This window comes from Candidatus Babeliales bacterium (genome assembly GCA_035288105.1).
In the GTDB taxonomy this organism is placed as follows: domain Bacteria; phylum Babelota; class Babeliae; order Babelales; family Vermiphilaceae; genus SOIL31.
In genome coordinates, this window is the sequence record DATEAY010000060.1 from 15,416 (window position 1) to 28,025 (window position 12,610).

The 12,610-nt window shown below is 38.5% G+C and carries 14 protein-coding genes; 7 read left to right on the forward strand and 7 right to left on the reverse strand.

The genetic code is table 11. The annotated features are described in order from the left end of the window. Positions 1 to 47: 47 nt before the first annotated feature. Together VJJ26_03195 and VJJ26_03200 are read right to left on the reverse strand one after the other, a co-directional pair. The gene (locus VJJ26_03195) at positions 48 to 1,352 is read right to left on the reverse strand and encodes a tetratricopeptide repeat-containing glycosyltransferase family protein (GenBank protein ID HLC07168.1); all 1,305 of its coding nucleotides are present in this window, start codon (positions 1,350 to 1,352) and stop codon (positions 48 to 50) included. A 182-nt stretch (positions 1,353 to 1,534) separates the two neighbouring features. After that, positions 1,535 to 3,442, reverse strand: coding sequence for a tetratricopeptide repeat protein (locus VJJ26_03200; protein HLC07169.1), 1,908 nt, complete (start codon positions 3,440 to 3,442; stop codon positions 1,535 to 1,537). Positions 3,443 to 3,674: 232 nt separating this feature from the next. On the opposite strand from VJJ26_03200, the gene VJJ26_03205 reads away from it, so the two are divergent. After that, positions 3,675 to 3,938 (forward strand): hypothetical protein, encoded by a 264-nt coding sequence (locus VJJ26_03205; GenBank protein HLC07170.1) that lies wholly within the window; start codon positions 3,675 to 3,677, stop codon positions 3,936 to 3,938. A gap of 65 nt (positions 3,939 to 4,003) precedes the next feature. Here VJJ26_03205 and hflX read toward each other — a convergent pair whose 3' ends face one another. Next, on the reverse strand, positions 4,004 to 5,119 hold the full coding sequence (gene hflX / locus VJJ26_03210) for a GTPase HflX (GenBank protein HLC07171.1): 1,116 nt from the start codon (positions 5,117 to 5,119) through the stop codon (positions 4,004 to 4,006). Between the two features lie 165 nt (positions 5,120 to 5,284). Here hflX and ffh point away from each other — a divergent pair, with 165 nt between their 5' ends. From ffh to VJJ26_03240, 6 genes are all read left to right on the forward strand, one after another. Continuing rightward, the gene (gene ffh / locus VJJ26_03215) at positions 5,285 to 6,598 is read left to right on the forward strand and encodes a signal recognition particle protein (GenBank protein ID HLC07172.1); all 1,314 of its coding nucleotides are present in this window, start codon (positions 5,285 to 5,287) and stop codon (positions 6,596 to 6,598) included. A gap of 100 nt (positions 6,599 to 6,698) precedes the next feature. Further along, entirely contained in the window at positions 6,699 to 7,016 is a 318-nt protein-coding gene (rpsP, locus tag VJJ26_03220) for a 30S ribosomal protein S16 (GenBank protein HLC07173.1), read from the forward strand. A gap of 9 nt (positions 7,017 to 7,025) precedes the next feature. Next, positions 7,026 to 7,256, forward strand: coding sequence for a KH domain-containing protein (locus VJJ26_03225; GenBank protein ID HLC07174.1), 231 nt, complete (start codon positions 7,026 to 7,028; stop codon positions 7,254 to 7,256). A 100-nt stretch (positions 7,257 to 7,356) separates the two neighbouring features. Next, complete coding sequence (trmD, locus tag VJJ26_03230) at positions 7,357 to 8,664, forward strand: tRNA (guanosine(37)-N1)-methyltransferase TrmD (protein HLC07175.1); 1,308 nt, start codon at positions 7,357 to 7,359, stop codon at positions 8,662 to 8,664. A gap of 143 nt (positions 8,665 to 8,807) precedes the next feature. Beyond that, positions 8,808 to 9,227 (forward strand): 50S ribosomal protein L19, encoded by a 420-nt coding sequence (gene rplS / locus VJJ26_03235; protein HLC07176.1) that lies wholly within the window; start codon positions 8,808 to 8,810, stop codon positions 9,225 to 9,227. A 117-nt stretch (positions 9,228 to 9,344) separates the two neighbouring features. Beyond that, positions 9,345 to 9,797: a hypothetical protein gene (locus VJJ26_03240; GenBank protein ID HLC07177.1), complete on the forward strand. Its 453-nt coding sequence runs from the start codon at positions 9,345 to 9,347 to the stop codon at positions 9,795 to 9,797. Positions 9,798 to 9,924: 127 nt separating this feature from the next. Here the strand turns inward: VJJ26_03240 and VJJ26_03245 are convergent, their stop codons facing one another. The 4 genes from VJJ26_03245 to murC all read right to left on the reverse strand — a co-directional run bounded on the left by VJJ26_03245 (position 9,925) and on the right by murC (position 12,434). Next, complete coding sequence (locus tag VJJ26_03245; GenBank protein ID HLC07178.1) at positions 9,925 to 10,263, reverse strand: hypothetical protein; 339 nt, start codon at positions 10,261 to 10,263, stop codon at positions 9,925 to 9,927. Continuing rightward, a complete protein-coding gene (locus VJJ26_03250; protein ID HLC07179.1) occupies positions 10,263 to 10,601 on the reverse strand; it encodes a hypothetical protein in 339 nt (112 codons plus the stop codon). Before VJJ26_03250 ends, VJJ26_03245 begins: the two co-directional genes overlap by 1 nt. Before the next feature lie 27 nt (positions 10,602 to 10,628). Continuing rightward, entirely contained in the window at positions 10,629 to 10,907 is a 279-nt protein-coding gene (locus VJJ26_03255) for a hypothetical protein (protein HLC07180.1), read from the reverse strand. Between the two features lie 123 nt (positions 10,908 to 11,030). Then, complete coding sequence (murC, locus tag VJJ26_03260; GenBank protein HLC07181.1) at positions 11,031 to 12,434, reverse strand: UDP-N-acetylmuramate--L-alanine ligase; 1,404 nt, start codon at positions 12,432 to 12,434, stop codon at positions 11,031 to 11,033. Between the last annotated feature and the right edge of the window lie 176 nt (positions 12,435 to 12,610).

The following is a 12,610-nucleotide window of genomic DNA, read 5'->3' on the forward strand; positions in this document are numbered from 1 at the left end:
AAAAAAAAGAGGGGCTTTTTTAAGCCCCTCTTTTTTTTGTGCCATTTTTATATGCTTAGTTTACTTAATTCAGTTTTCACTTCTTTCAGCACATCGTCATAGCCAAATGGTTTGTGTTGTTTAAAAATTCGCATTGTTGGATACCAATATGAATCAGTTTTTCCATGTATCCAACGCCAATCAGCAGTTGCATATGGGTGCAATAGCCATACACTACAGCCTAAAGCACCAGCCAGATGTGCAATTGCAGTATCAACGGTGATTACTAAATCAAGATTTTTGATGAGTGCTGCGGTGTCCATAAATGGTCCTGCTTGCTCATCAAAATTTTCGAATGCATGTAATTTAAAATATGATGGTAGTGTGGAAAGCTGTTCTGTACCATCGTATTTTTGCAGACTATAAAAACTTACGTTTTCAAGATCGCCTAAAAGAGCAAAACATTCTAGTGGATATCCACGACGAGCGATAGGTAATTTTGACATATCATTGTGTACATCCACTTGCCAACAAATACCAACTTTAAAATTGGTGTCATGAGCAAGTTGTTCCTGCCAGTATGTGATGAGTGTTGGATCTGCAAAAATGTATGGTATATCTTTGGGTACCGTATCTTGAGTATCAGCAAAAATTGCAGGAAGACTCATGAGTGTTGCATCCGCATCGTATGATGGTATAGGTGTGCCAGATGGTATTAGCTGATCAATGCAGGTACAGCGAGAAAGCAATGGAACAAGCTGTTTTTGGCAGTTGACAATAACATCTGCGCCCATATTTTTTAATAGCTTTGCGTAGCGTACAAAATTAAGTGTATCACCGAGGCCTCCTTCGGGACGCAACAGAATTTTTTTGTATGGGATGTCATTGTTTTCCAAAAACGATCGTAGCTTGTCACCATTTTTTCCACTTTGAGCAAGATATCGTGAATGTTGTTGCCAGCCACGTTCAAAGTCTCCCTGCGTAATGTATGCAAATCCAAGAGCAAGTTGTGCTGGTTCATAATCAGGATTTTCACTAATAATTTCTTTGTAGATTGTAATTGCGGTGTCTATTTCGCCAAATGTTTTGTATGCATAGCCTAAGTTATATTTGGCAGCAAGTGCGTGTGGATCTAGTTGCAGAGCTTTTGTAAATGCTGCAATAGTTTTTTCTTTGTTACCAATTGCAAGATAGCAGCATCCTAGACTGAAGTATGCATTGATGTTGACGGGATTATCTGCTAACAGTTCTTCATAACATGCGATGGCTTGAGTGTATTGTTCACCTTTTTGATACTCCATTCCTGTTTCTAGTGATGGTGTTGCGTGTAGTGGAATTGCGTATATTAACACGGCGATTATTATTTTTTTCATAGTGTTTTTTCGGTTGAGTTCGTATCCTTCGACAGGCTCAGGACGAACGGGATGATGATCTATATTTTATAAACATGACCACAATAATTGGTGTTTGAATCATCGAGGTTTAAGACGAGCAGGTTTTGATAATAAACTCCCCGTTCGTCCTGAGCTTGTCGAAGGATACGAACACAGATTAATTATTTGACCTTCTGGGCAATATGTTTTTCTTGCCCTTCGTAGCCTTGGCGAAGTAGGGTCAGTTCTTCAGCTACTTCCAAAATCATTGTTTCCCAATCTCCTGGTGTTGGTTGTTTAAACAATCGCAGTACTTTTGGATACCACGGAGAATCAGTGCGATTGAGCATCCAGCGCCAATCAGCAGGATTAGGAAGCATTACCCACGTTGGCGTGCCAAGAGCACTCGCAAGGTGACTGATTGATGTATCAACGGTAATCACAAGATCAAGATTTTTGATCACTGCAGCTGTATCCATAAAGCGACCATTGCTTTGATCAAAATCGCCCTCAAAAGTAATGATTTTAATGTGAGATGGTAGATCATTAAGCTGATCAGTTCCGGTAGTTTTTTGCAGGCTATATACACTTACACCAGGAACTTCACAAATTGGTGCATATTGTTTTGGATGAATTGATTTTTGTGCGACAGTTGCGCGCAGTAGTGGTGTTGCATAGTTATCGTTTCCTTGCCAACAGATTCCGATTTTGAAATTTTTATCTGCAGCAAGTTTCTGCTTCCAATCGGTGACGAGTTTTTCGTTAGCGTATAGATATGGTATCTCATCAGGGATTGTATCAAGAGTTGTTTTAAGAGCGTAAGGTAATGACATAATTGGTGAATGTACATCAAAATGGGGCGGTGTTTCATCAACTGAAATGACTTGGTCAATATATTTACAAAGTTTCATGATAGTGATGAGTGGTTTTTGTACCGCTGCAATTACTATGCCATTTTTTTCTTTAACCAATTTTGCGTAACGAATAAATTGGAATGTGTCACCAAGGCCTTGTTCAGCATGAATCAATATTGTTTTACCGTGCAAATCTGAACCATCCCAGCGTGGTGCATCGTAACTGCGCAGTGATCCTTGTGAGGGGCGACTATAGCGCCATTCGTAACCATGCCATCCTTTTTCAAAATCGCCGATGACAAGGTATGCAAGTCCGCGACTAAAGATTGCTTCCGAGTGGTCTGGATTAAGTTCAAGTGTCCTATTGTAGTATGGAAGTGATTCTGCCAGGAGTCCCATTTTTTTGAAGGTGAAGCCAATATTGTATAATATTGATGGATTGTTTGGTATAAGGCGATCGAGATATTGATATATTGCGAGAGATTCATCAAGTCTGTTAACTAAGTTGTATGTGTTACCAAGTTCAAAGCGTAAGTTGATATGATCTGGTTCAAGTTCAAGTCCTTCGGTAATAATATCTATTGATTGATTAAAAAAATGCTTATCGTTGTAGAGGCGTGCAAGCAGGATGCGAGCATCCCCATTTTTTGGTTCTATGAACAACGATCTTTTTAGTGGATCAATTGCATCGTTTGGTTGTTTTACATCGATCATTATTTTTGCGATTTGCATAAATGCGCGATGATGATCTTTTTTGTATTGAATGGCTCTTTTGTAAGCATATAAAGCTTCAGGATATTTTTTTGCATAATAAAGTGCTTGTCCCAGATTAAAAAAAATTTGCGCACTTGTAGGATTTAATGCAAGAGCTTGTTTATAAAATGCAATTGCTTCTTCATAATGTTCAAGTGAGAAAAGTCCGTTTGCGTGTTTGCAGAGTGCTTCGAATGAGAGGTAATCAACATGCGAATGAGGTTGTGGTTTATTTATATAACTTTCTATTGCTTGAAACGTAATTGTATCTTTTGCGTGGCAAAGGGGTGATATTGCGAGAAGCAGAAACGCAACCCTTCGATACGTTTTTGAAGCAAAAACACTCAGGGCGAGCGGAAAGAAGAGAATATATTTCTTAGACTTTGGGGTTGACTCTGATCCGCTCGTCCTGAGTGCCACCGTAGGTGGTGTATCGAAGGATGAAGCGAGGATAGAATAGGGTGTATTTTTGATTTGCTTCATAAAAAAACTCCTTTTTTGTGTTTTCACATTTTGATTTTGTTATACACAAGAAAGGATTTTTTATCAATGTAACAATTCATTTTGAAGATATAGAAAGAATGTACAATTTTTTAGATGTATGTATGATAACCCCTGATTGATGTAAAAAGGTAGTTGTTTTTTTAAAATACGAGGGTGCTATGATTTCATGTATGGGTAAAAAAATTTTGTTATTGAGTGGTCTTATGGTGGGATGATTATTGGAATGGATCTGCATAAGGATAATTGTGTAGCGACGCCCATAAATGCACCGGTAATGGGTTCAGATAAAACAGCACACACTGTTTTCTTTTTTCACAAAGATAATCCCAGCAAACTTTTATTTCATAGTGACAATTTTAATCGTCCCGTCAAATCAACAGATTGGGACAATGAAAAACATGGTATTTTGCACATACATTTTGAAGATGGTAATAAGCTTGAGATTGATGTGAATAAGCCTTTGGAAGTTAAGTAAGAATTTAAATTATTGTTTGTTGGAGCCCTCATATAACATAGCGAAATGCGAGGGCTCCAAGTTTTTTAATTTTTATCTGCGTCTGGCATCCAATTCTTAATATATTTAACCAAAGGAGCGATGCCTTTTTTTGATAAAGATGAAACAACCACATAAGGTTGATATTTTTCAAGTGCGCCGCTTAACAGTGTTGTATCAGTTTTGTCTGCTTTGTTGAAAACATATAACATCGGTGTTTCGACTTGTAAATCTGTTAAAATTTCATGAACTACGCGAATATGATTTTCCCAGCCTGGATCTGCAACATCAATTACATGGAGCAATAAATCGGCATGATGTAATTCTGAAAGTGTTGATTTAAATGCATCGATTAATCGTGGGGGAAGTTGTTGAATAAATCCAACAGTGTCAGAAATTGTACCCTTCTTTTTACCATCAATAAACAACGAGCGTGTTGTGGTATCAAGTGTTGCAAAAAGTTTGTCTTCGGCAAGTACATTACTGTTGGTTAAGATATTAAGAATTGTTGATTTTCCTGCGTTGGTATATCCAATAAGGCAGATGTTTGGCTCATTATTGCTCAGGCGTTGTTTGCGTTGTGTTTCACGTGCGCTATGCATTTTTGCCAGATGTCTTTTAAGTTGTAGAATACCGTCTTCAATGTGACGAGTTTCTTTTTCTTTTGCTGTTTCACCAAAACCGCCGCGGACACCAATGGCACCAGATTGCTGAGCAAAGTGAACACCTTTTCCTGCAAGACGTGATTTTTTATGTTGAAGTTGCGCGATAGCAACTTGCATTTTACCTTCGGCGGTGTGAGCAGATTTTTCAAAAATTTCTAAAATAAGTTCAGTACGATCAAAAATCTTGCAATGTAATAATTCGCCCAAATTACCCGCTTGACGTGAAGAAAGTGCTTCAGATACAATCACTTCTTCAATGTCATTTTCATCACAAAAATTCTTTACTTCTTCACGTTTACCTTTGGTCAAAAAGTAACCCGGGTCAATGTCACGAATTTTTATCATCATTTCTTCAGGTTCGTGCACGCCATTTGTGCGAGCTAAATTACGAAATTCTTCAAAATATGATTCCATATTGACTAAGTAATGTTCAGGTGTTTGTACGCCCAACAGAAGCGTTTTTGGGTGGACTGTGGTAGCGGTAGCTTGTTTTTTCATAAATTTGATCGCTTTTAAGCCGTCTGAGGGTCAATAGTTTTTACAATTATAGCATAAATTTGCTTATTGTGTAGCGTTAGGTATGGCCTGAGGGGAAGTTTTGTGATAAGATAATCCAATAAAAAAATAAAGCGCATTCTTGTGTCTTGTAAAAGGATTTTTGGTATGTTTGATTTTCTTTCGCAAAAATTTTCATCTCTTTTTTCTCGTCTGACTGAAGTTACAACCTTAACAGAAGATAATATTCAAGAAACGCTTGAGGCTGTTCAAGGAGGATTGCTTGAGGCGGATGTTCCGTATGGTGTTGTGCAGCAATTCATTGAATCGGTAAAAAATGAAGTTGTTGGGCAAAAAATAACCGCAAAACTAAAGCCTGCAGAGCAGTTGATGAAGGTTGTGCAAGATAAGCTTATTGATTTTCTTGGTGGGCACGATAAAGCATTCTTATTCTCTTTTCCATCAACAATAATGGTTATGGGATTGCAAGGCTCAGGTAAAACAACCACAATTGGTAAGTTGGCATACAAAATTAAAAAAGATGCTGAAAAAAATAACCAGGTCAAAAAAATTCTTGTCGGATCTATAGATTTTTATCGTCCAGCAGCAATAGATCAGCTTGAAATTCTTGCAAAACAAGTAGGCGTTACTTTTTATCGTGCGAAAAGCACCGATCCTGTGATGGCAGCAAAAGAAATTTCTTTCTTTTGCCAACATAACGGCTATGACGTTATGTTGTTGGATACTGCAGGGCGTTTGCACATCGATAATACAATGTTGCTCGAGTTGCAAGAAGTAGATGCGCTACTGCAACCGAGCTATAAATTTTTAGTTCTTGATGCAATGACGGGACAAGAGTCGCTTGCAATAGCAAAAGCATTTAATGATATAATCGGTTTTCATGGTGCTATTTTAACTAAAATGGATAGTGATACGCGCGGTGGAGCCGCATTTGCATTTCGTTTTGTCTTGAAAAAGCCGATATTATTTGTTGGTGAAGGTGAGAAAGTTACCGATTTAAATCTTTTCTATCCTGATAGAGCAGCAGAGCGTATTTTGGGTATGGGCGATATTCGTAGTCTTATTGAACATGCAGAAGAGAAAATTGCTGCCAACGAACAAGAAAAAGCAGAAAAAGCATTTAAGTCAGGATCGTTTTCTTTGCAGGATTTTGCTGATCAGATGTCAATGATGAATAGATTGGGTTCGCTTTCTCAATTGCTCAAGTATATGCCCGGTATGGGTGCAAAGATTTCTCCGGAGATGATTCAGCGGGGAGAAGTTGAATTGGTAAGGTTCCGTGCAATTATTTCTTCCATGACGTTAAAAGAGCGATTGAATGCGAGTGTTTTGAATAATTCAAGGATGCAACGCGTAGCTCTTGGAGCCGGTGTAAAGATTGAAGAGGTGGCTATGCTATTGAAACGCTTTGAAGAAGCGAAACAATATGTTAAGCTATTAAATAAATTTGGGTCAGTTTAGGCCCAAAAAACCTCTTTAGTTAGGGGTCCCCGTGCGTAGAGTAACGTAGCATGGGGTACAATATGTACATATTTTGTCAGTTTTAGCAAGGAAATTTCCTATGGCAGTTAGAATTCGTTTATCTCGAATCGGAACAAAAAATAGACCATTTTATCGCATTATAGCGACAGATGCTCGTAGCAAGAGAGATGGAGAAGTGCTTGCAAATGTTGGAACGTTCGATCCGGTTAATGGTTCAGTTATTCAGTTCCATGAAGATATTTATCAAGCATGGTTGGCTCAAGGTGCAATCGCGACAGATTCAGCAAAAAAAATCTATCGCTTGTACAAAAAGTCTGGAACATCAGCAGCAGCAGCTCCTGTGCAAGTAAGTGCTGATGAAGCTGTGAAAGCGGAAAAAGCTGAACAAACAGCGTAAGGCGAGAGTATGATAAGAGAACTGGTAACTTTTGTAGTGCAACAATTGGTTTCGCATCCGAATGATGTTGTAGTGAGTGTTACTGAGAAAGAAGATGGTAGTCTTCTTGAAATTAAAGTAGCGCCAGATGACCGAGGCCGCGTTATCGGAAAAGAAGGGCACACAATTAAATCACTGCGTGCCTTGATAGATGTAGCGGCATCCAATGGAAAAAAAGTTTCACTTGAATTGTCTCGGTAAACCTTTAACTTAACTTCCCTTTTATCCTTGGTTTCGTTATTTTTCGCCCGGGGTCCCCGTGTGAAATGAAGTGGAACATGGGGTTAGAAATTGTGCCTTAATGAAAATATCAATTCTTACTGTTTTTGAGCAGTTATATAATCCATTTGTCCACACAAGTTTGGTAGGTCGAGCGCAAGAAAAAGGGATTGTACACATAGATGTACAATCGTTTTTTTCGTATGTTCAACCAAAAGAGCGTATTGATGCTCCTACCTTTGGTCCCGGAGCAGGAATGCTCATTCGTCCTGATGTTGTTCAAAAGGCGATTGAGGATAAAGAGCAGAAGTATGGTAAAGCGTTTAAGATTTTCTTTTCGCCACGAGGTGAAAAAGTTGATCAGCGTGTCTTTGAAACTATTGTAGCTCGCGCACAGAAATGTGGGCATTTGATGATTATACCTGCACGCTACGAAGGAATGGATGCTCGGGTGGAAGATGAGTATGCAGATATGATTCTTTCTATGGGCGACTTTGTTATTATGGGTGGCGATGTGCCAGCGATGTTGCTTCTTGAAGGTGTCTTACGACTTATACCTCACGTTGTTGGCAAGGAAGAATCGGTTGCGCGTGAATCATTTGCAGGACCATTTGTTGATTTTCCTTCCTACACCGAACCGCTTGAGTGGAAAGGCAAACGTGTTCCTGATGTACTTCGTTCTGGAAACCACGCAGCTATTGAAAAATGGCGCAGTGAGCATGCAGTTCAAAAAACAGTGCGAGAGCATTTTTTGTGGTTGCGATCTCATAATGTAACAGATCATGATAAAAAATTAGCACGACACTATATTCCACCACATTATGTGGCGCTTATGCACAGCGATGTGCTCATAGGTGAAGAGCGAAAACCGGGTGTAACATCAGTCACTTCTATTGATATTCATGATATCTCTCGTTCATCAAAGACATATGGAATAGAAGGATTTTTTATAGTAACGCCTTTGCTTGATCAGCAAAAAATTGTGCAAAAAATGTTCGATTTTTGGAAAAAGGGAATAGGCTTTGAATATAATAGGTGTCGCTATGATGCCATTCAGCTTGCTCAATTGCTTGGTTCTTTGCATGAAGTTATTAGAGAGATAGAAGAAAAAGAAGGTAAAAAACCGCTTATTGTGGCAACATCAGCTCAAATGGCAGATGCGCAACAGATTGTTTCTTACTATGATCAAAAGAAAGTTTGGGAAAGTGATAGGCCGGTCTTGATGCTTTTTGGTACAGGCCAAGGGCTTTCTCCAGAAGTAATCGCGCAATGTGACTATCTATTGCTTCCGGTTAACGGTTTTTCTGATTTTAATCATCTATCGGTGCGATCGGCAGTGGCTATTGTTCTTGATAGGTGGCTTGGTGTTAACCCATCGCGCTCATTCTGATACTTTACAGCCCATTTCTGGCGTCCTTCAGTGGGCACCCAATATGGAACTAAGTGAATATTGGGTTATAATATTTGCTGGAATACAGTTTTTAGGTTATATTTAAAAATATTTATACGAAACAGGTCGTAAGAGGATTCCACATGTCAAAAGCAGCATTTTATACTAAAGAAACAATTCGCAGCATAGGTATGCAAAATCGTGAACTTCCAACATTTGGTATTGGAGATACGATTGTTGTATCACAGAGTATTAAAGAAGCAGGAAAAGAACGCTTGCAAGCATTTCAGGGCAACGTAATTGCCATTCATAAAAAAGGTGCATCAAGTACTTTTATCGTGCGCAAAATAGCAGATAATTCAATTGCTGTTGAACGTATTTTTCCTTTCTTTTCACCACTTATCAAAGAAATAAAAGTTTTGAGTAAAGGTGATGTTCGCCGCGCTAAGTTATACTATCTTCGTAAAAAAGTTGGTAAAGCTGCACACGTTAAGCAACTTGTAGAAACAAAAGCTTCAATTGCAAAACGTAAAACAACTGAAAAAGAGGCAGTTACTGAGTAATATCATTGTAAAAGCTTAGCATAAGTCTCTGTTGGTGGCCCAGTTCAATCATAATAATTTTCGTCGATCTTTGTTGGGGTCCCCATGTGAAGAGAATCGTAGCATGGGGTGTAGGATTTGGTAAAAGTACGTTGCGTTTTGCTTGTGTTTTGTTTGCTTCTTTCCTCTTGCACAAAACATCAATCATATCCGCAAAAAAATAATGTTGATGAATTGTTAATTGATAGTAAGAATGAAACTCTTGATACTATTATTCAACAGGAAGCAATGTTAGTTGATATTCCAATCCCTCTCTATGATGAACGTATTATCCCGTCTGATTACACAACAGAAACTGACACATTAGTTTTTGGTTACAAAAGTCCACTTTCGCAAACTCAAGCGATACAATTTTTTATGAATCAAATGGAACGTTATGGATGGCAACATCTTGTTTCTTTTGATTCTGCAGAAGTATTGTTGCAATTCGAAAGTCCCAACCGGTATTGTACCGTGATCATAAAGAATGATGATCATCATTCTTCACACTCGTGTATTTTTATTTATGTAAAAAATCAAGTTATTGTCTAGATAAATGATGTTCGTATATTTTTATCCCTAGCTCCGCTGGGGTCCCCATATGTAACGAAGTGTAATATGGGGTTTGAGCGAGCACAGAGGCTCGCTCATAAGTAGTGGGTTGGGATGAGGGATTTTTTTATTCTTGGTATTGCAATTGTTGTCTTAGTTGTGCGTTTTCATTTTCAAGATCTCTCATGCGTTGTTTTCTTGAGCGACGTGAAGATCTATAATCTCTATCATAATAATCGTCATCGTAACGGCGACGATCTGATCGAGCTGCTGCACCCATTATGTCCATTCCTGCGCCGACACCTAAACCAATTGCCGCACCTTTTCTACCACCAGCAAGGCCACCAATTGCAGCGCCACTCAGTGCACCGCTTGGGTATCCATCATTGTAAAAACAATGAATTGGTAGGTTAGAAAGTGTTAAGCATGCAAAAACGAATAACATTACTTTATTAACTGTTTTCATTATCTATTCCCCATATTTCTATTTGTTCCGTTTCCTATTGAATACGTTGGATCACTATAAAATGAGCCATCATATGGATTGTTTGGAGGTACGCGATAGGTTCCTCTTCCCATACGTTCACGCCAGTTTGTTTCTTGTTGATTTCTTTGTTCCATATTTCTTCTGTCGTTATCCGAAAGATTTTTTGTTTCTTTTCCAACTCGAGGAAGATCCTCAGGGTTTATTGCTCGTCCAACGTAACAACGTTTGTAGCCATCGTTATCGATATAACAATCTGCTGATAGTGCTGAAATTGTTGAAATTGCAACTAAAAGAACAATCAATTTTTTATTCATCATAAAAAATCCCTTAACTGTTAGTCGTAGTTAGTAACGATCTTCGCGTGCTCTATTTCTGTCTCTTTTTTGTTGATGTCTTTCTTGTCTTTCTTCATAGCTTTCTGATGCTCTGCCACCGCTGAATACGTTACCAACAAAAAGACCTGTTCTTTTAACAACATTTCCACTTTCTTGAACTGGTGCAGAAACTACACCTTTGCAATGACGGTATCCGTCTGCATCACGGTAACATTCACCATATTCTGCTGATATTGCTGAAATTGTTGAAATTGCTACTAAAAGAGCAATAAGTTTCTTGTTCACCATTGAGAAATCTCCTTTGTTATAGACACTATTATATTCTCTATAATATTACAAATAGAATCACAATAAAGGCAATAGTTTGGAATTTTAAATGATAAAAAATATGAAAACAATCGATTGGATGGGTTATTCGGCTATTTCCTGAGCGATATGATATACTTTTCCTGCGCCAAGGAACAAGATGAGGTCATTAACCTCAACAGATCGTGCTATTTCTTCTTTTATTTGCGCAAAGTTATCTTCAAAAGGCACGTATTGTACAAAAAACGATGGATTGAGTGATTGTATCTCGCGAGCCAAGCGTTCGCTACTAATTGTATCAATTGGTTGTTCGCCAGCCGAGTGGATATCAGTAATAATCAGCCTATCTATTCCACTTTTGTAAAAAGCGGACAAAAATTGTTGCCATAGTTTTTGCGTACGGGTGTATCGGTGTGGTTGAAAAACAACTGTGACCTTATTTTTTGCGCGTTTGCACGCAACAATAAGCGTATTTTCAATTTCCACTGGGTGATGACCGTAATCATCAAAAATCTCTGCACCTTTATAAGTACCGCGGAAGGAGAATCGTCTTTCAATTCCGCCAAAAGAAGCAATGCTGTTTGTTATGGTTTCAAAGTCGATAGCAAGTTCATGCGCAAGCGCAATTGCTCCAAGACAATTGTAAACATTATGTTTACCAGGCATTGGTAACATAACATTTCCGAGCGGTTCAGGATTGTTTTTTTTATAGAGAGTAAAAATTGAGTGATCGGCATTCAGTATAATATTGCGCGCACAAAAATCTGCTTCTTGTTCTATGCCATACGAGATTGTTTTAATGTGTTCGATGGGTAATAGTGAGCGTAGGTTTTCATCATCAATACAGACAATTGCTTTTCCATAAAATGGAAGATTGTTGATGAATTGCGCAAAAGCTTGTTTGATGTCATCCAAATCTGTGTATGTTTCAAGATGTTCTAAATCGATGTTGGTGATTATCGCAAGAGTGGGTAGGAGTTGTAAAAATGACCGGTCACTCTCATCTGCTTCTGCAACTAAAAAATCTCCGTTTCCCATACGAGTGTTGGAAGAAAGGTTTTTAAGTTGTCCACCAATTACAACGGTTGGATCCATCTGGGCTTCAATCAGAATGTGAGAAATAAGGGAAGTAGTTGTTGTTTTTCCGTGTGAACCAGTAATTGCTATGCTATATTTTGTTCGCATAAGTTCTGCAAGCATCCGCGCGCGTGCAATAGTAGGAATGCCGCGTGCTTGTGCGCGTGTGATTTCTGCTGTAACAGCTGGAATTGTGGTCGCGTACATTTGAATATACACAAGAATATCAATTGTTGTATCATCGCAGGCGGTGGAGTTGTTACCATGATATACAGCGCAACCTAATTTTTTTAACTGCGCTATGGTATCTTGCTTAATATCAGGATCGCAACCAGAAATGGCATAGCCTTGCTGTTTTAAGATGGTTGCAATGCCACTCATGCCTATTCCGCCGATACCAACAAAGTGAATGTGTGATTTTTTTGTGTACATAAGGTGTATTTTGCTTATCTGGTTATTTCATCAATGTTGTCAATATAACTTCTGTTACTTTTTCCCGCTCGTCCTGAGTGTTTTTGCTTGCAAAAATGTATCGAAGGATGCGCATTAAGAAAAACTTTACCTTGTTTATTTTTCACCTGACCCTTCGATACACCACTGCGTGGCAC